Genomic DNA, 21,212 nt, shown 5'->3' with positions numbered 1-21,212 from the left:
GGTATTGAGGCATGGATAAACAACAAGCATGGTTCAATGGATTATTTGTATCCGAAATGCACAAAATTGCTGGTACTGAAGGTGGAGGCTTTTGAAAAAGCGGGTGCTAAAATGATTCAATAATAATCGTCGTTTTAACGTTTATTATTTATATTTGTGAAAGACCAAATATATAAACGGATGAAAATAACAGCATCAGTATTGATTTTACTTTGTTCAATATTCACAATTGATCAAACTTTCGCGCAGCAGAATTTTAAGAATTGGGCGAAGACTCCTCCAATGGGCTGGAATAGCTGGGACTGTTACGGCTCTTCTGTTACAGAAGCTGAAGTAAAAGCCAACGCAGATTATATGGCTTCCAACTTGAAATCTTCCGGATGGGAATATATCGTTGTAGATATCCGCTGGTTTGTGGAAAATGATAAAGCGGGGGGATATAACCAAACGAATCCAAAATATGTGATTGACAAATTCGGCCGTTATCTGCCTGCCTTAAACCGGTTTCCGTCAGCTGCAGACGGACAGGGCTTTAAAAACCTGGCAAAATATATACATGCTAAGGGATTAAAATTTGGTATCCATATTATGCGTGGCATCCCTACACTTGCCGTTAAAGAAAAGATGCCTGTTATGGGTACAACATACACTGCCGATCAGATATATAGCACTGATTTGCAATGCAAATGGCTCACCGATAATTATACGATAGATGCTACAAAACCCGGTGCACAGGAATATTATGATTCAATAATGAAACTTTACGCTGGTTGGGGTGTCGACTTTATTAAAGTAGATGATCTTTCCCGTCCTTATCATCAGGGAGAAATAGAACTCATCCGAAAAGCAATAGATAAAACCGGTCGCCCGATTGTGCTGAGCACCTCACCAGGCGAAACACCGATAGAAAAAGCAGGGCATGTTCAGCAACATGCAAATATGTGGAGAATGGTGGATGATGTATGGGATACCTGGCCTCATATTACTCACCTGATCAATGTTGCCCAGCCATGGGCGCCGTATATTAAGCCCGGAACCTGGCCTGATTGCGATATGATTCCTTTGGGTAGAATTTCCATTCGCGGAGAAAGGGGCGGCGACCGTGCGAGCCGATTGACCAGGGATGAGCAGCAAGTGCTGATGACCTTCTTCACCATATTCCGCTCGCCCTTGATGTTCGGTGGTGATATGCCTAGCCTGGATCCCTTTACCACTTCGCTGCTTACCAATAAAGCTGTGCTTAAGATGCATAGAGAAAGTACGGATGTAAAATTTCTTTTTAACGATCGTAAGAAAGTTGCGGTAACATCAACAAATGCTAAAACCGGGCAACACTATCTCGCCCTGTTCAATCTTTCTGATGAACCGGATCCAAATGAAATTTCGGTGAAACCCTCCGATTTAGGAATAACTAAAGTATCGAATGTTACCAATAGCTGGACAGGAAAAGTTGTTCAGCATGATGGAAAACAAATAACCGTAAATCTTAAACCACATAGCTGCGTTTTGTATGAAGTTAAGTAAGCTATTTATAGTGCTGGTGTTTCTGTTGTTTAGCACAAACTCATTTGCATCAACATCAAGGCAGCATGCTGCAGCTGATTCTGTTTACCTGTTTTCATACGGGACTGATGGATTACGGTTTGCATGGAGTGATGACCGAAATAATTGGACACCTGTTGGAACAGGACAGGTTTACCTTCGCTCAGACTTTGGCCGCTGGGGATCAGATAAAAAAATGTTTGCTCCATATGTGATTCTGGGGCGCGGGGGAGTTTGGCAATGCGTCTGGAGTTTAAATGATCGGGTAAAGCAATTTGCCCATGCTCAAACAAAAAATCTGATTGACTGGGGGCCGCAAGGTTATCCCTTTTTTGAAAAAGGTAAGAATATCCTTCGTCCCATAATTAGTTACCAAAAAGACCTGGACATTTATCAGATTGTATACACGGATAGCGAGGGCGCCTATTTTCAGACAGAAACAAAAGACTTCAAAGTCTACAGTCCGGCAAAAGAAGTACCCCGCTCGGCCTACAAAAGCAATACCATCACCACTACTATTCAAAACAATACGGTAAGCGGACAGTTGCACCGTGTTAAATGGGCGGTGGTTGAAGAGTTGAATAAAACTGCGGAGCTCAGGAATTTCAAGGGGCGGCAAGATGCGGAGACGACCAAAGATGATCCGGTACGTTTTGCAAACTTAACAAAACCGGAGCTGCATATTTCGGCGGAGCCTGAAAAAGCTAAAGCCATCAGCAAGCTGTTAACAGGGATCTTCTTTGAAGATATCAACTATTCAGCAGATGGCGGGCTTTATGGTGAACTGATTCAAAATCGTGACTTCGAATATCAGCCTTCAGATAAAGAAAACCAGGATACAAAATGGAACAGCAATCATTCCTGGACATTCAAAGGCAAAGAAGGGGATTTTGCAATTCAAACAAAGCAGCCACTACATCCAAATAATCCACATTATGCGGTACTAAATTCGACTGTTGAGGGTGGTTCACTATCCAATTCTGGTTACGACGGAATTGCACTTAAAAAAGGGGAAAATTATCTTTTCTCCAGTTTTGTCCGGGTTGCAGAAGGAAAGAAATCTTTTGAAGTCAGGCTTGTTAGTGAAAAGTACGGCTTGCTTTCGAAGGGATTGATCAGTTGCAGTTCTAAGTCCTGGAAGCAAATAAAAACAACGCTTAAATCATCGGTCACCGCCTCGGATGTTAGCCTGCAATTGTGGCCATTACAAAATGGCCGTATCGATCTCGACATGATTTCGCTATTTCCCCAAAATACCTTCAAAAATCGCCAAAATGGCCTTCGGGAAGACCTTGCAGATACAATTGCAGCTATAAAACCGCGATTTGTGCGTTTTCCCGGTGGATGTGTGGCTCATGGAGATGGGATCCATAACATTTACAGATGGAAAAATACAATAGGAGCCTTAGAGGCCCGGGTTCCTGACCGTAATTTATGGGGCTATCACCAGAGTATGGGGCTGGGATACTTTGAGTACCTTCAGTTTTGTGAAGATATAGGCGCAACTCCAGTACCAGTTATTGCCGCTGGAGTGCCTTGCCAAAACTCAGGCGCTAATGGTGGCGGGCAACAGGGTGGAATCCCGATGGCAGATATGCCTGCATATATTCAGGATATCATCGATTTGGTTGAATACTGTAACGGAGCCACAAATACAAAATGGGGGAAGGAACGTGCAGCAGCAGGACATCCGAAACCATTTAATTTAAAATATATCGGTATCGGAAATGAAGACCAGATAACAGACGTCTTTCGTGAGCATTTCGCCATGATCTATAAAGCACTTAAAAAAGCGCACCCTGAAATAACCATTATTGGAACTGCAGGACCATTTTTTGAGGGAACAGATTATGAGGAAGGTTGGGCCCTTGCAAATGAAATGAAGGTTGACATGATAGATGAACATTATTATCGCCCACCAGGCTGGTTTATAAACAATCAGGATTTTTATGATAAATATGACCGCAGTAAATCAAAAGTTTATCTGGGAGAGTATGCGGCAAGCCTCCCTGGGGGAAATAGGACAAACCTGGAGACCGCGTTAGCTGAAGCGCTATATCTCACCTCCCTGGAGCGTAATGGAGATGTGGTATCTATGGCCTCTTATGCGCCATTGTTGGCAAAGGAAAAACATACGCAGTGGAATCCTGATCTGATCTACTTTAATAATACAGAAGTTAAGCCCACCATTGGATATTATGTGCAACAGCTTTACGGTCAAAATGTAGGAGATGAGTTTATTCCTGCACGAGTTGATTTTTCAGTGAAGAGAGAAGATGCAATTAAGCGGGTGGCATACTCAATTACCCGTGACCAAAAATCAGGAAAATTATTCATCAAAATTGTAAATATGCTCCCAGTTGCGGTTAAGACTAGTATTGATCTGTCTAAGTTAAGTTCAGTGGGCAAACAAGTAATTAAAAAAGAAATATCAGGTCTGCCAGGCGACTACAAAATCCGGCCTGTAAAAACAACTATGGACTATTTGAATCTTAAATCTTTCGAACTAAAACCTTATTCCTTTACTGTATTTGAACTGTAAAACCAAATAAAACCACGTTAAATGATCTCGAAGTATCGTCATCTCGACCGTAGTGGAGAGATCTTTAGTCCAAAGATCTCTCCGTTTCGCTGTGCTCCAGTCGAGATGATTGTTATGATAAAAACAAATTTTAAGCAGCTATATTATAATTATTTTTATAGCTAGCTTGATTTTTTATAACTGCAGCAACTCTTAATGCTATCTTGTTTCTAACGGCATTAATTATGCTCATGCTGTGCTTCCCTTCATCCTTTTTTCTATTGTAATATGTCTTGAATTCCTGATTGTGTTGAATTAGAGATAATGCACACATATGCAGCAATCTTTTAAGTTCTTTATTGGCCATCCGGTGTACCTTGGATTTACCTTTGATACTTATACCACTGCTGTGTTCAAATGGAGCAACCCCTGCATAACAGGCCAGTTCTTTTCCGCTGGGCCGCCCTGCAAAATTTCCCGTGCAGCCAATCAGGTATACTGCTGTAACATGCCCTATCCCAGGGATACTGAGCAATAATTTGTAGTTCTGCTTGAAATCCTGGTTTCCTGTAATGATTTTTTTGATCTGATCTTCGAGGTTCTTGATTGATTTGGCTATACCCTCAATTGCATTTTTAAGTGCTTTTTCAATCAGTTTCTGATGTTCTTTACCATTGACATTACCAAGTTCTTTTACCGAAACGCTAATGCCAGACCTTTGTTTGAGCAGCTTTGTCCGAGCTGATATCAGATCTTTCAGGAGCATCAGCTCGGGATCCAGGGCAGCTGTCGCCTTTAGATCATCCGCTTCCTTAAATGCATAGTTGCATAAACGTATGCTGTCTATTTTATCATTTTTACCCCTTGCTATCCCAAAGCTCCATTTGATATGGGCTGCATTGCCAATATGGATGGGCAGATTTCTGTTGCTGCAGAAAGTCCATATTAAACGGTGATAGATCCCGGTATTTTCTATGACAATCAAGGAGTCCTCATTGAACGTGGTTTTCTGCGATTTCAACCACTTCTCAAATAGCTTTATCCCTGGTGCTGTGTTGTCAAACCGTGCGGTTGCTATCTCCTGTTTTACATGGTTCACAACGGCCATCAATGCAACATCGAAGTAAGGTTTGGAAACATCAATCCCGATAAAAAATTTTGTAGTGCCAATCATCCTGTTATTTTTTATGTTTGTAGTGGTTACCTAATTTTTACCCCATCGATCCTAGTCCTTAATAATGGGTATTGCCCTAATTGTTATCTGGTCACTAAGGGAAAAAACGGTAGCGGATTGCATCATCTCATAGGTATAAAAACCTTGACGAACTTTTAATGTGCCGCTACCGTTTTAGGTAATCTGATTTATAATTTAAGCAAAGTAAATAGTTATTATCCTTAAATAAAATATCAAAACAAATCTAAAGGACGACCTTTCTTTAGGAATCTGTCAATGGTAGGAATCGTCATTATAAGAAGGCTTTTTCAGCCGACAAAGCAATCTTTATAGCAAGGATCACTAGCATGAAAGATTGCTTCGTTGTTCCTCCCGTAATGACGACCACACTAATGGGGTCTGTCAATGAAGAAGTTAGTATTTAGCCAAAAACAAAGGAACTGGATGACAGGTTTACAATGAATCGTCAACTCGACTGTAGTGTTCCAAAGGAACTCCTTTGGAGGAGAGATCTTTTAACATAGTCCAAAGATCTCTCCACTCCGCGTTGCTCCGGTCGAGATGACGCCGATTTTTAGTGTCTGTCATTGGTAGCCTGTTGAAAGACAAATGTTTTTGTTTATGAACTCGCGCCAGCATGTGGTTAATTATTTAGCTGGTTGCAAATGGGCATACCACCATCAATAAGGAGCTCAACACAAACATAAACAAAGAATCATCAGAAGCAAGGGAAACTACTGTTTCACCAATGCCAAATGGTTGCCAATCCCTTCTACAGCATTACATCTGCCCACTATTTTTAGCTTTAAGTTGTTCTGCAGGCTATTGTACACTTGCATTTGCCAGGGTTTTTAATGAAAGTTCTCCTATTCGTTCTTGCCGGTTTATAAATCGGGAAAGCTGGATGCAATGTTCTAATTCAAATGGGAGCATTTAGCAAAAGGAAAGGATTTTTAGCACTTAATTCAACGTTTTTGTTAACATTTTTCCCAGAAATTGAAAGATATGATCCATTCTAAATTGTATCCTTGACCTAATTTTGACGCTAATAACCAATTATCCAGAAGAGAAACTTATCCAGGTTCTTAGCAATATGAGAAAAAACAAAGAAAGCAGTAAAGTGATACTGTACACTAAAACTTCATTAATCGGTAATGTACCAAGACTCAGGTTTCAAATTTGATCTTGAATCCTGGAATAGCTTCAACTTAAGAAGTTAATCATAAAAATCTAAAGCCAATTGAATTAATAATATATGCAACTAACCAAAACAATTCGTTCGCAATTATGGCTACGCTAGGGAATCTGTCTACCATGTCATTACAATACTTCCTACAGACAAGAAAAATTACCGTCATGGTGATAGAAGAAAACGCTGAGACTGGTGATGAAAAGCCTTCGTCAATTTGAGGGGTAAAAAGATAAATTATAATCTAACCAAAATGAACAATATGATAAATATGAAAAATTGGAGTCAGGGGATATTTTTAGGTTTCCTGATCGTGATCGCCTTATTCTCCTCATCCTGTAAGAAATCGGAGGTTGCAGCAGCGCTGGAAGTTTCTTCACTGGATATTAAAGCGCAGGCAGATGGCGAGCGTACAGAAGTGACGATTACCAGCAACGACGCATGGACAGCAGCTATTAATGATGCGGTACCTTGGATAGAAATAGGTCGTACAGCGGGCGGAGCAGGTGCTACACAGTTACAGCTAAAATTTTCCGGTAATGGTACAGGTGCATCACGTTATGGTGTGGTTACGATTAAATCTGGTAATGGCCAGGCCAGGAGAATTAAGATTACACAAATAGGTAATTTATATCCAACATATAATTTATCACCAAAAGCACCCGATGCAACTGGTATGAGCAGTACTGCTGTACAACTGGCGGCAAAAATGCATTTGGGAATAAATTTTGGCAATACCATGGAATCACCAGTCGAAGGTGAGTGGCAGAATAGTAAACTGACCGAATCGTATGTGAAATTTGTAAAGCAAATGGGATTCAATACGGTACGGATTCCTTGTAACTGGAATTGGAGTCATTTAAGTGATCCCGATAAAGTAGAAATTGACCGGGCATGGCTTAACCGGGTGAAAGAAGTAGTTGGATGGTGTGTAGCTAATGATATGTATGTGATGCTGAATACGCATGGAGATAATGGCTGGCTCGAAAATAATGTCAATGCGGCGAAGCAAGAGGAAATTAATGCGAGACTCAAGGCCCTTTGGGAGCAGATTGCTACAACCATGCGTGATTTTGACGAACACCTTATTTTTGCCGGCACGAATGAACCTGCGGTTGAAAATGCTGAGCAGATGGCCATACTCAATAGTTATCACGAAACATTCATCAAGGCGGTTCGTTCTACAGGAGGCAGGAACAGTTACCGGGTGCTGGTTGTGCAGGGCCCCAGCACTGACCCTACTAAAACTTTTACTTTGATGAATACGATGCCAAAAGACGAAATTCCTAATAAGTTGATGGTCGAGGTGCATGATTACACGCCTTCTACATTTACGATACTAACGGATGGAGATGTAAGTTGGGGTAAAATGGCTTACTACTGGGGAAAAGGGAATCATTCTACTATTGAGCCAGAACGCAACGCTACCTATGGCGAAGAGGATGTGATCGATACTGAATTCAAAAATATTAAACAGAAGTTTGTTGATAACGGTGTCCCTGTGATGCTGGGTGAATATGCAGCCTGGAGAAGGAATGCGATTAACAACCCGAATTATCTTCCTAAGGATCTGGCTATGCACAATAAGTCTGTAAATGACTGGACATATTATCTGACCAAACAGGCTAAAGCGAATGGTATTCTGCCATTCTATTGGGAGATAGGTTTTATGTTAGACAGAGCTAATAATGTGGTAAAAGACCAGGCTATGTTAGATGCCCTTATTGCAGGATCTAAGTAAATAGTATAGTGTAATTGTAACATCAGGTTATTTCGCTTCCCTGAGATTGGTTAAGCATTTGCCCAATGTCATTAAGTTAAGGAGAAACAAAAAACATTGTCATCCAGAGCCTGTCGAAGGACAAATGTTTTTTGTTTTCGATTACTTAAAAGGTCTTCGACTACCTGTCCCGATTTTTCGGGAAGCTCAGACTGACAACAGCGGTGCTTAACTTAATAAAATTAGCGTTCGCCAGTCCCGCAGAAGGGGTCGCCTCTTCGTTACTTAGCTTAAAGAATAATTAATCAATTGAATAAACCCTTAACGAGTATCCGTTTTTTTAGGGAAAATAAAAAAAACATGTTTAGAAAAAAAGCGTTGTTAAGTACGGTTTTTGTTATCTCTTTTTTGGGATGTCAAAAAGATGTAAAAGCTCAAACTAATGTAGAAAAACCAAAAGTAGTTAATGGAAGTTTGGCGGAAAAATTCGCAAATGTTTCGCCGAAACTTACCTCCAATAATGTCAATCCTTTATTAGATTTTATGTTTACGGCCGACCCAACAGCTGTAGAATACAAGGGAAGAATTTATGTATATGCCACTAATGATCATCAACAGTATGAGCATGTAGGAAAGGATGGGAAAAATTCCTACGAGCATATCCGTACGCTGGTGATGATGTCTTCCGATGATATGGTTAACTGGACCTATCATGGCCTCATCAATACTGCCGGGCTGGCACCATGGAGTCAAAATTCCTGGGCACCTTCCATTACATCCAGACTGGAAGCAGATGGCAAGACGCACTTCTATCTGTATTACTCCAATAGTGGTATTGGCACAGCCATGCTTACTTCCACCTCTCCGGTTGGCCCATGGAAAGACCCATTGGGAAAAAACATAGTTGACCGTTCTGTTCCCGGTGTGGATGTCGATGCTCCATTCGATCCCGGAGTTGTGATTGATGACCAGGGCACAGGCTGGCTTGCTTTTGGAGGCGGATCGCCTAAAACGAAATATATGCCAGATAATGCCAGAATCGTCAAATTAGGAAAAGATATGATCAGTTTGTCCAGCGACGTTGCTAAAATACCCGCTCCTTATTTTTTTGAGGCAAGCGACCTTAATTTCATCAACGGAACCTGGGTTTATACCTATAATACAAGTTGGGAAGAACGCACAGAATGGCCTTATAGCAATATCGACAAACCAACCAAATGCAACATGTCTTATATGACGAGTAAAACACCTTTAATTCCCGAAAGCTGGAAGTATCGCGATAATTATTTTAAAAACACTGGCGATGATAACGTGGGCCCCTTCACAAACAACCACACGCACTTGTTTAAGTTTAAAGAGAAATATTATATTGCTTACCATGCCATGTATTTACAGGATTATTTTGGCACCAAAGGTGGTTTTCGTAATGTGGGTATCGAAGAAATGCAGGTGGATGAAAAGAATGTGAATATCCCTATGAGCAAAGCAACTTTTAAAGGTACGTCACAACTTAATCCATTAAATCCATTCGCCCTTCAGCAGGCAGAAACCACCGGAGGCACTTCGGGGCAGGTCCAGTTTGAAGCTGTTGGTCATCCGGGAAATATGGTTGCAAAAGGAAAAGCAGATCAACAATGTGTTCTGGTGAGAGGAGCCGATTTTAGTAAACAGGTCCCTGCCAAATTCGAAGCCAGGGTAAAAGGAAAAGGTAAAATTGATGTTTATGTAAATAACCTTAAAGGTAGTCCTATTGTTTCCCTTATAGGTAATGAGAAGGAATGGACTACACTTTCAAAGAAAATAGAACTGAAAATAGATAAAGGAATAGAGAATATCTATTTTGTATTTAATGGAGAGGGTTTTTTGTTTGATGAATGGAAATTCATTCGTTAGTTCCGGTTGCAGGTTTATTGATGTAATTACAATTAAAATCGGTTAAGAATGAAAAACCCAAATGAAAATATGAAAAATGCGATTTACAGGTTATGCATAATAGCCTTAATGATCACCCTAATAGTGCCATGTTTATATGCACAAAAAGCCACCAATCCCATTATTTATGCAGATGTACCGGATATTTCAATAATACGTGTAGGCAATAACTATTACATGAGCAGTACAACGATGCACATGAGCCCCGGTGTACCCATTATGAAATCGACAGATCTTGTCAATTGGAAAATTATCAACTATGCCCATGATGCTTTGGCAGATGTGCCGGAGCTAAATTTGACAGAAGGAAAAAACGCCTATAGTAAAGGCACTTGGGCAAGTAGTTTACGCTATTACAAGGGGATGTACTATGTAAGTACTTTTGCACAAACCACAGGTGAAACCTATATTTTTAAAACGAAAGATATAGAAAAAGGAAATTGGGAACGAATTTCTTTTAAGCCAGCATATCATGACAATTCTTTGTTTTTTGATGATGATGGCAAGGTATATTTAATTCATGACGCTGAAAGACTAAAAATTGTTGAATTAAATGATGATCTAACAGGAGTTAAACCAGGCGTTCCGGAGCGGGTTCTCATCGAGCACGCCAGTGCACCAACAGGAAAAGAAGTAGGTCTTGGAGCTGAAGGATCTCAATTATTTAAAGTAAAAGGGAAATATTATTTATTTAATATTTGCGCACCACGCGGTGGAATGCGAACTGTAATTATACATAGGGCAGATCATATCAACGGGCCTTGGGAAGGAATAGTTGGCTTACAGGATAGAGGAATTGCTCAAGGCGGACTGATCGACACTCCCGATGGACGTTGGTTCTCTTATCTTTTCCGCGATTATGCTGCTGTTGGCCGCGTTCCTTATCTCGTTCCTGTCAGGTGGGAAGATGGCTGGCCTGTTTTAGGCATCAATGGCAAAGTGCCCGATACACTCGATCTGCCGGCAGGTAAAGGTTTAATTCCAGGCATTGTGTCTTCTGATGAGTTTACCCGTAAAAAAGGCGAACCTGCTTTGCCGCTGGCTTGGCAATGGAATCATAATCCGGATAATGCGCTGTGGTCTATAACTAAAAGAAAAGGATTCCTGCGCCTCAAAACAGGAAGAATCGACACTGATTTTCTTCAGGCCAGAAACACACTTACACAACGCACTATTGGTCCAACCAGCTCAGCTTCTGTTGCCCTGGATGTTTCCAAAATGAAAGACGGCGATTTTGCCGGATGTTCAGCTTTCCAAAAAGAGTATGGATCCGTGGGCGTTAAAATTGATGCGGGTCAAAAATCGATCGTAATGATCACCACTGATCATGATAAGCCTGTCGAAGTAAGGCGAATTCCATTGGATCAAGACCAAATTTACTTCAGAATCGATTGCGATTTTACCGGCAAGAACGATGAAGCCAATAACCTTTACGCGCTTAACGGGAAAGATGAAGCTAATTTCTTTTACAGTCTTGATGGAAAAGTCTGGAAACCAATAGGGCCACCTTTGAAGATGAAATATAACATTCCGCATTTTATGGGCTATCGTTTTGCTTTGTTTAATTATGCGACTAAAAATATAGGCGGCGCGGCTGACTTTGACTTTTTTCATATAACAGATTCCATTTCCATAGAAAAATAAGGTATACATTTATATGAACTTCTAAACGCCATATATTTCTTTCCTTTTTGAAGAAGGGATAGGAATGAGTCAAACAAAGTTTTGGAGGTTCATTTGAATGAAAATTAACCAAATCATGATTGCAGGTAAGTTTAAAGTGCCGCACATCTTTAATTCCGACATTAAATGAGGAATATTGCCTGGGTCTAATATTCGTGATTATTAACATTTTTCCTCATCCTTACGATACAATTCTGGTATATATGAGTTGTTGAGGCATGCATAAACAACACCATGGGTTCAATAGATTATTTGTATCCGCTGATCAGCGTGAAAGGCCTTTTAACCATTTTTCCGTCAACACTGCTGTTTTCGACGGTCATCTGTTTTATTTTGATATCAACAAAGCCTGCTTGTATAAAAAAGAATTTTACTTCATCTGGATGGTAAAAATTGAAGTCTAATTGTGTCCAGGGTAAATCACCCCCGTATTTTTTTTCTATAAAGGCCATCCTCAATATGCCACCACTCTTTAATATGCGGTATATTTCCTTTAGGTGGGATATAGGTTCATCCCAGAAGTAAAGGGTGTTTTCAGTAAAACAGTAATCAAATGAACAATCATTGATATTAAGACGACCATCTTTTCTCGCCTGGATAAAATATTTGTCATGCCAGTCGCCACTAAAATTCTCATTAACCGTTGGAAAAAGATGTGGAAGGTCCTGGATATTTTCTGTGCCAATTTCCAGGAGTATCCCAGCATCCCGTTGTATTTTTGTTTCTATATATGTCGAGTTATCCATAATGCTTTCTAATTTCCGGATTTGCCAAACGACAGTTTATCCGTATAAAAGATGTATTCCTGCAAAAATGACCAATGACGAACTCCCGGGATTACATAAAAAGGATTTTCTTTTACACAAAATGTAATTTTTTGAATCCTGACTGAATAATAGCACATTTTTTGTCATATTGCATTTATGGCAATCAATGTGGGTAAGGATTATGGAGCCTGGAAAAAGGTGGGTGGCGAGTTAGAGGAACTTCCTCTTCAGTCGCGGGTAATTAAGGAAAGCAGCAACAAGTATGCTTTTTCTTTCAGCGACGCCGAATTACTGCAGATCACCACCCCAGATCTTTATATCGTATATGGTGATGTTAAGTTTAAGGAGCACAAAATGTATTTCAGGCCAACCAATGAGTTGCCGGATATGGTTAAATTGCGATTTACGTTGTCTGGTAATGGATCCATATATAACCAGGTTAACAAGCGGCAATATATTTTCAACTCAAACCAGCAAAACATTATTTATATGCCCGAGCTGGATGGAACAGGGGAATATGATACCACACGTCCTTACCAGTTTTTTGAAGTCCATTTCGCTAAGGAAAGGTTTCTGCAACTTGCTGAAAATTCAAATCCTTCCCTCCAGGCATTGGCTGATCACCTGGATGCAGGACAATATTCGCAGTTAGCGGATTACAATCTTCCCGTCTCCTGGGCGATGAAGAACTGCATCTATGAAATTATCAATTGCAACTACACAGGTAGTTTAAAATTGGCTTTTATCGATTCGAAATGTATAGAATTGCTGGTGCTGCAGGCGGAGGCTTTTGAAAAAGCGAGGGGCAAAACGGAGCGTTCACCCGTGTTGGCTGCCTATGACCAGGAGCGTATTTATCATGCCAGGGAATACCTGGTTAACCATCTTGACGCGCCTCCCTCTATTACCGAACTTGCAAAGATTTGTGGCATTAATGAATTTAAACTTAAACAGGGATTTAAAGGACTATTTGATCGCAGTATATTTGGCTATCTGACGGATTATAAACTGAATTATGCCCGGGAGCTGCTGCTTGAAGGTACGCCCATAAAGGCGGTTGCATTTCAGTTGGGTTATTCTTCCGTTCCTCATTTTAGCAATGCCTTTCGGAAAAAGTTTGCCGTTTCTCCGGGAAAGTTAATTTAGGAAGATGTACAAATCTGGTCTTAGTGTCTCGCTAAGACTTTTTACTGCTACTAGCGCAAGTCTTAGTGTTTGGGGTAACGGGCTGGCTGACTTGTGCCTCCTGAAATTTAGGTAGATATTGATTAGATAACGTGAGTTTTAGGTCTTAATTTCGTCATTGCGAACCGAAGAAAGGGCTTTGCATAAGAGTGAAGCAATCTTTTTTGATAATAAATATAGGATAGATTGCTTCTGCTCGCTCATAGCTAGCCTCGCAATGACGGAATATTTCGTAACAATCTAATAATTATATATGAATACCCAAAATTCACGTTAGATATTATTAAAGCACAAGTCAGGCCATGGCTCAATGTCATTAAGTTAAGCACCGCGATAGTCAGTCTGAGCGTAGTCGAAGACTTCTCGAGATTGATAATACGCAAATAAATGCCCTTCGACTACGCTACTATTGACAGAATCCATTAGTGTGGTCGTCATTCTCGCGCAGGCGGGAATCTTAAAGCCCTTGCATTAAGATGATTCCCAATCGAGTTGGGAATGACGATCCCTCGCAGCCTATCAATCCTCTAAAATCACGCTGTCATTTATATTGATTTTTATACAAGAAATTATCCCTCAGGGTGACATCTTTGCTATTTATCCCTTAACTTAATGGCATTGGGCCTTGGCTTAGGTCGTAGGCGCTAAGACTTGCACCAGATAGGGCCATTCCCATTTATATTTCTTCTAAAAGAAAAAACGGCCGCGTTGATTGGGGCCGCGTGTTCGATATAAAATGAGCTATATCAAACTGTTTTTAGCCACATTGCAATGGTTAATTTAGAACTCGTAAACGGGTATGTTCCGGAGATCAAAGTTTATATATGGTTATAACATTGTTTTGTAATGGAGTATAGATCAATAGGTTTTGTGTCATATCGGTCTCTTACCTAACCAAAAATATAACCGATATGAAAATGAAAAAAATGAGTTTATTTCTTTGTATGCTCCTGTTAATTTTAAGCAGCTCGTGCAAAAAAGTAATAGAATCTGATACTCAGGAACCTAAATTAAATGGAGTGATAAGATCAGCTGAAGTTAACGCTGGGATTTTATTGGCAGGCAACCATACAGGAGGAATCCTTCACACTGAAGCAGATTTCGAAAGGATGAGGGTAAAGGTAAACGCTAATACCCAGCCATGGAAGGGAAGCTGGGATCTGCTATTGCAAAGTCCTTATTCTGCATCAACATGGACATCCCACGCTACCTCGATCGTAATCCGTGGCGGTACAGGTGATAATGTGGCAGTGTTGTACCGCGATGTTGCGGCAGCTTATCAGAATGCCCTAATATGGAGAATAACCGGTAATACGGCGAATGGAGATGCGGCAAAGAATATTTTAAACGGATGGGCGAACACTTTAACAGAATTGAACGGAAATGCAGATCGTTTTTTGGCCGCAGGGATTTTTGGCTATCAGTTGGCTAATGCTGCAGAAATGATGCGCAACTATAGCGGCTTTGATGTTGCTGCTTTTAAAGCGATGTTGTTGAATGTTTTTTATATTCGGAACAATGACTTTTTACTGAACCACAATACCGCGTGCATCACAAACTATTGGGCAAATTGGGACTTGTGTAATATGGCCTCTGTTTTGGCAATCGGCATTTTTTGTGATGATCAGGCAAAAATTGATCAGGCTGTCAATTACTTCAAAACCGGTGCTGGCAATGGATCGATTTTGCATGCGGTACCTTTTCTGCATCCTGACGGCCTTGGGCAATGGCAGGAGAGTGGACGAGACCAGGGACATGCACTATTGGGTATAGGTTTGATGGGCTCGATCTGTGAAATGGCATGGAATCAGGGAATAGATCTTTACGGATATTCCAATAACCGTTTCATGCAGGGAGCTGAGTATGTGGCCAGTTATAACAATGGCAATACTGTACCTTTTACTACCTACAATTGGGGCAGCGGCACAACCTGTGCACCTATGTCGCACACGGTAGTGTCTGTAGCAGGACGCGGCGAAATGAGGCCGATATATGAAATGGTCTATAATCACTATGCAAACAGGATGGGACTTTCTGTTCCAAATTCGGCAGCAAGGGCAGCGTTGCACCGCCCGGAAGGTGGGCCTGGTGGTCATGCAACTACCTTTGATCAGCCTGGCTACGGGTCTTTGACATTTTACCGTGATGCATCAAGCAAGCCAATAAACAACGGGACTTATAAACTGAAAAACAAGGCCAGTAACAAGATGCTGGATAATGCCGGTTCTACTGTAAATGGTGCTATCATCAAACAATACGGCAATGGAACCAGTAACAACCAGAAATGGGTAGTTGCCTATTCGAATGGTTTTTATAAGATAAACTGCGTAACGGGAGGGAAATACCTGGACAGCGGGGGCAATACGGCTAATGGTTCCAATGTCTTGCAATGGCAAAGTAGTGCGAGCCTTAATCAACAATGGACAATTGTTGATCTTGGTAACGGGTATTGTAAAATATTCAACAGGGCAAATGGAGTCTGTTTAGATAGCGGCGGCGGAACTGCTGATGGCGCTTCAATGGTGTTTTGGTCCAATTCAAATAGTAATAATCAACAGTGGGCATTTGTAGCCCCATAATCATTAATTCAGATAAATCAACCTGTTAGGTAAGAGTTTTTTTGCCCTGTTATTTATGCTAAGTCGAGGCTGTAAAAGCAATTTATAAAAACAGAGTATCTCTTTGATTATTTGTTGTCTCTACTACAAAAATGCAATTACAAATGAGATACCTGTTTTTTACGATTGTTACCTTCACTAGCGCAAGTCTTAGTGTTTAGGGTAACGGGCTGGAGGACTTGTGCCTCCTGAATTTAGATAGATAAATTTTATTCGAGATTATTTTAAAGCACAAGTGAGGCCATAGCTTAGGCCGTGGGCGCTATGACTTGCGCTAGAATGGGTAGAAGACTCATAATCTTTTGGTCCCTGGTTCGAGCCTAGGTGGACCCACTGCTTTAAACCCCTTTAAGTAACACTTAGAGGGGTTTTTTGTTGCTCAAAAAACTATGCTACAGGTCAATTAAAGGCTGTTTTGATGATGGCAGACTTAACTGCTGCCAGTTTAATTTTAATTATTTGTATTTACACTTGAAACTCTGTTTTACATTTCATTGGGTTAATATCTATGCGAGTGTTTATCCGGGAATTTCTTGAAATGTGTTGAAGGGAGAAGCTTATCCCAGGATAGAGCGGCAAGGAATTTTCCTGCTGCTGTGCCAAACCTCACACAAAAATAGTTGATCACAGTAAAGATGTGTTTGACTGCCCGATTCAGTTTTATCAGAATGTTAAAGATGCTTCCAATCGGTACCACCGGTGCAGACAGAATGATACATGTTTAACGTAATTGCCGGAACAGGAACACCTACAACGATCCTGTACTCGCGGAAGAAGTACCATTGTAAGAAGCTCTAACGAACCCGCTCTCGCTCGAATTTATACTGACCGTAGAAACGGTGACAGACCCTGATGTGCTAGATACAACATTCAATCCAGACGAAGTAGTCCAGCTTATTGTATAACCTGCTGGAAGATGGGGCATGTTATAGGTTGCAGTTTGCCCGAAACAGATACCATTTGGACCCGTGATCACGCCCCTGTCAAGTTTGCCGATTTCAAATGATTGCCGAATGATGCGTATTATATTCCTTTCCTTTCAGGTCACAGACTAAATGGGGAACCCGCTTTGGCGAAATGACCACATGGTCCATTCATAATATTGATTGGGGTCTAACTGATAACCGTTAATATGACGTTTTTTTTGTGATTTGAGCTAAATAATATAGGTTTTGTCAGGTAAAGGAGGGTGTTGGTGTAATTTTTTTGCAAAAGGATGATTACATCGAGAAATTAACTAAAATAAACATTTAAGATATGCCATCTAACATTACAGCTCCCCACTCTCTTTCAATGGGTATTTACTACCCCAATCGTAAACATCAAAAAATATTTAGGCATCTAATCGGATGCCGCGCGAATTTTTGCGACAATGGTTAATTGTTGTGGTCGTTTGACGATTTCCACCTAAGACTGTATTGCTTTATAGTATTGTTTCAAAGTAAATTGGAAACAGTGCAGGCATAAGCTTTGGTCAATCCCACTTTATATTCTCAAAAATAAAATTCACTCTCTATGAAGAATAACTATAAATTTCTTTTTGCGCTGTTGTTTTTATTCCTACAACATCAACTTTCTTTTGGTCAGTTTGAAGTGCCAAAGGTGATTCCACCATCACCTGATGTAGCATCCTTAACAAGATATGCAGAAATTCCTGTTAGCTACAGCACAGGTGTACCTGATGTAAGTGTCCCTATCTATACGGTTAAGACCGGAAAAATTTCGCTGCCTGTAAGTATTTCCTATCATGCGAGCGGGATAAAGGTTAGGGATATTGCGAGTGTGGTCGGCCTTGGCTGGGCCCTGAATGCCGGGGGAACAATAGCAAGGACAGTTTTGGGAAGAAGAGACGAGAGCCTTGACTATATCTCGCCCTACAAAACTGTCGATGACCTCCAGACTGCCCGAACCTCTGTTACCAGTGAAGGTGATGCAATCAATCTGATGCATCATTTTCAGAACATGAACAAAAATAATTTTGAGACACAGAGTGATAGGTATGCCTATAATTTTGGGAGTAAGTCAGGATTTTTCAGGCATGATTGGATTAATGGTTCTGTACGGTTGATTCCGTATGCCCCACTCAAAATTACAAAGGAATATATTGACAATAATGTAACTCCCCAGAATCTTTATTATGCCATAACGGATGAAACTGGTACAAAGTATTATTTTCAGGCAGCAGAGTCGACCACACAGAACGGGATGTCGCCGACTACTGCGTGGAACCTAACAAGAGTGGTTTCAGCTGACCAAAAGGATGAGATAAAGCTGCATTATTCTTCTGGTGAGGTTATTGTTCAGCTCTCGGAAGTTGTCACCGTAGTTAGGAATCCAGGTAACGGGTTTGGTTCCTATGGAATTCCATCTTCAACAGAATTTTACAGGACCCCTATAGGCAGCCAGAATTACCCCAAGCGGCTGGACAGCATAACCACTACAGACGCGGTTGTTAAATTTGAGTACAGCAGTGATCGGGTGGATGGAAGACAGATGCGCTTGGTAAAGATTACTGTAAACAACAGGGTATCTAACGATGCGATAAAAGAAGTTACTTTGGGGCAAAGTTATTTTGGTACCTCGACAGACCATACCTTGAGGATGCGACTCGATGCGATCCAGGTGAAAGGTGGTCCAGGTTCACAACCAGAGAACTACTCCTATTTGTACAACAATAATGTGCCTCCGGGATATTATACTACCAGTGGATATGTATTTCCTGGCGGAAGTTCATTCCCGCCATATATATTAGAAGATTATTGGGGGTACAGTGGTGGGGGTAGTGGGATTCCCAGTGAGTTTCTGGGTTTTTTAGATTCTTCGGAATCAAACCTATATGGAGGTAGTAGAAATCCTGTGGCGGCCCTGGTCCAGGATTGCATCTTGCAACAGATAAAGTATCCAACAGGTGGTAAGACGGTATTTGAATTCGAAAATAACAGGTCAGAAAACCCAAATTTTTATAATTATCCAAATCAGACCAATGCGAATAATGGTATAGTGGGCGGTCTGAGAATAAAAACAATAAAAAATTATTCGGATGAAAATTCACTAGCATTTCAAAAAACATATACTTATGATGGTGTTGGATCTGAACAGACCATTTCATCTGTACTGTTCAGGTACCAACAGCCAATAAACTACGGTAGAAGTGTAATGGATGGTGAACGCTATACTGGATATGTCCCTTTAGGAGTGGTTAGCAGTAATGTTGCAACCTCTTCAAGCGTTTATCCATTGTCAATCCTGTCGGGTTCCCCTGTTGTCTACGGACAGGTGTCAGAATACAATGGGACATTAACAGAAAACACGGGAAAGTCGGTCTTTACTTACTATCTACCTTTTGACTCTAGGCTGGAATCTACAAATATATTAAGTGCCCCGAAATTCATCAATGAATTTACGATCGATAGGGGGACAACGAACCCATTGCTAGCATCTAAAACAGTCTATAAGAATATCAACGGTTTATATACCAAGGTAAATCAGATAGAAAACCGGTATTCTCCTAGAAGAATGAACGAATTTCTAACTGGCATACGTGTCGATCAGGAGGTTCAGTTTAGGGATCTAACAGGGTACTTCTCTCCTGATCAGTACGACACCCCATATTGGTGGGAATATTTAAACTCATATACTTGGGAAGCGACGAAAGGGTATGAAGATGTAACGACACTTGATACCACGATAACAACGGATCTTTCAGATCTAAATAATCCGGTGAGCCAAACTACTGTCTACAATTATGACAATCTTGATCACCTGATGCCTACCAAAAAGACCGTCACTGATAGTAAAGGAGGCAACATCACAACAGAGATGAAATATCCACATGATTTTACCGGAACGCAGCCCTACACCGATATGGTAGATACCTATCATATGTGGGCTCCGGTTGTTGAACAGTTAGATTACAAGAATTCGGTTAGCCCGTTGAGTTCGGTTAAGAACAACTATTACAATTGGGGGAGTAATATTATCGCACCGATAACTATTGCGGGCAAGACCGGAACGGGAAGCTATGAATCCCGGGTTACTTTTGAGGGCTATGATGATCATGGGAAGATAAAGAGTGTCTCTAAAACACGAGCTTCAAAAACATGCTATCTCTACAGTTACAGATCACAGCATCCTATTGCTGAGATTAAGAACGCTGATTATTCAACTGTAGAATCGCTTTTGGGAGGTAGTCTTGCTGTTACCGCTTTTAGTAATCTGGTCAGTCCTGATAAGACTGCAATCGACAACTTTCTTTTGCCGTTGAAGAACAACCTTCCTGATGCACTCATATCGAGCTATGTGTATCAGCCTCTTGTAGGCATGACGAGCCAGACGGATGCGAAGGGTATGACCACTTATTATGAGTATGACAGTTTCCAGCGTTTAAAACTGATCAGGGACCAGAATAATAATATCATCAAGAGCTACTGTTACAACTATGCGGGCCAGGTTACGGACTGTAACGCTGGCGGAGTGACGACTCCTCAACCTACTCAGGTTTATGCTCGTGTGGAGGTGCTGAACCCTAGCTGGAGTGCACCGGTTGACGGAAGTACCAGAGAGGCAGATATCTATATCGCCCTTTACAGCGATGCGGGCTGCACGCAGCCGATTTCACGTCCGCAGAGTTTTGATATGAACGTAAGCACTACGGGTACTTATTTTGAGAACAACAATTCTTCGGTTTCGAGCTGGACGAATAGCTACAGTGTACCGGCGAATAGTACCCGGGTTTTACTTGGCCGTTTCGTGACCGATTCCTGGTATTCCTATTACGACCCTTATTATGAGCAGGTTATCAATTCCTATAACTATATCTACCAGGTAGAAGACAATGGAATGGGCACCTATATCCCTTCACCCACTTATTAGATCAGAAGA

At 41.0% G+C, this 21,212-nt stretch carries 10 protein-coding genes; 8 read left to right on the top strand and 2 right to left on the bottom strand.

The window, feature by feature from the left end; translation table 11 throughout:
• Positions 1-180: 180 nt before the first annotated feature.
• Positions 181-1,524 carry a glycoside hydrolase family 27 protein gene (locus QF042_RS22150; RefSeq protein WP_307532329.1) on the top strand — a complete coding sequence of 448 codons (1,344 nt, stop codon included), beginning with the start codon at positions 181-183 and terminating at the stop codon, positions 1,522-1,524.
• Positions 1,511-4,084, top strand: coding sequence for an alpha-L-arabinofuranosidase C-terminal domain-containing protein (locus QF042_RS22145; protein WP_373459093.1), 2,574 nt, complete (start codon positions 1,511-1,513; stop codon positions 4,082-4,084). The genes QF042_RS22150 and QF042_RS22145 overlap by 14 nt, the downstream gene beginning before the upstream one ends.
• A 130-nt stretch (positions 4,085-4,214) precedes the next feature.
• Here QF042_RS22145 and QF042_RS22140 read toward each other — a convergent pair whose 3' ends face one another.
• On the bottom strand, positions 4,215-5,237 hold the full coding sequence (locus QF042_RS22140; RefSeq protein ID WP_307525625.1) for an IS110 family transposase: 1,023 nt from the start codon (positions 5,235-5,237) through the stop codon (positions 4,215-4,217).
• Between the two features lie 1,442 nt (positions 5,238-6,679).
• Between QF042_RS22140 and QF042_RS22135 the strand changes: the two genes are divergently transcribed.
• The 3 genes from QF042_RS22135 (at position 6,680) to QF042_RS22125 (ending at position 11,722) form a co-directional block, all read left to right on the top strand.
• Positions 6,680-8,167 (top strand): cellulase family glycosylhydrolase, encoded by a 1,488-nt coding sequence (locus QF042_RS22135; RefSeq protein WP_307532325.1) that lies wholly within the window; start codon positions 6,680-6,682, stop codon positions 8,165-8,167.
• A 339-nt stretch (positions 8,168-8,506) separates the two neighbouring features.
• Complete coding sequence (locus QF042_RS22130) at positions 8,507-10,039, top strand: glycoside hydrolase family 43 protein (protein WP_307532323.1); 1,533 nt, start codon at positions 8,507-8,509, stop codon at positions 10,037-10,039.
• A 48-nt stretch (positions 10,040-10,087) separates the two neighbouring features.
• Positions 10,088-11,722 carry a glycoside hydrolase 43 family protein gene (locus QF042_RS22125; RefSeq protein ID WP_307532321.1) on the top strand — a complete coding sequence of 545 codons (1,635 nt, stop codon included), beginning with the start codon at positions 10,088-10,090 and terminating at the stop codon, positions 11,720-11,722.
• A gap of 287 nt (positions 11,723-12,009) precedes the next feature.
• On the opposite strand, the gene QF042_RS22120 is transcribed toward QF042_RS22125, so the two are convergent.
• A complete protein-coding gene (locus tag QF042_RS22120) occupies positions 12,010-12,507 on the bottom strand; it encodes a class I SAM-dependent methyltransferase (RefSeq protein WP_307532320.1) in 498 nt (165 codons plus the stop codon).
• A 177-nt stretch (positions 12,508-12,684) separates the two neighbouring features.
• On the opposite strand from QF042_RS22120, the gene QF042_RS22115 reads away from it, so the two are divergent.
• The 3 genes from QF042_RS22115 (at position 12,685) to QF042_RS22105 (ending at position 21,203) form a co-directional block, all read left to right on the top strand.
• A complete protein-coding gene (locus tag QF042_RS22115) occupies positions 12,685-13,674 on the top strand; it encodes an AraC family transcriptional regulator (protein WP_307532318.1) in 990 nt (329 codons plus the stop codon).
• Positions 13,675-14,624: 950 nt separating this feature from the next.
• Positions 14,625-16,292: an RICIN domain-containing protein gene (locus QF042_RS22110; RefSeq protein ID WP_307532316.1), complete on the top strand. Its 1,668-nt coding sequence runs from the start codon at positions 14,625-14,627 to the stop codon at positions 16,290-16,292.
• 1,554 nt (positions 16,293-17,846) lie between these two features.
• Positions 17,847-21,203: a hypothetical protein gene (locus QF042_RS22105; RefSeq protein ID WP_307532314.1), complete on the top strand. Its 3,357-nt coding sequence runs from the start codon at positions 17,847-17,849 to the stop codon at positions 21,201-21,203.
• The last annotated feature ends 9 nt before the right edge of the window (positions 21,204-21,212 follow it).

This window comes from Pedobacter sp. W3I1 (assembly GCF_030816015.1).
Lineage (GTDB): Bacteria > Bacteroidota > Bacteroidia > Sphingobacteriales > Sphingobacteriaceae > Pedobacter.
The sequence above is the reverse complement of the archived record's forward strand: the minus strand, read 5'-3'. Positions and strand labels throughout refer to the sequence as shown.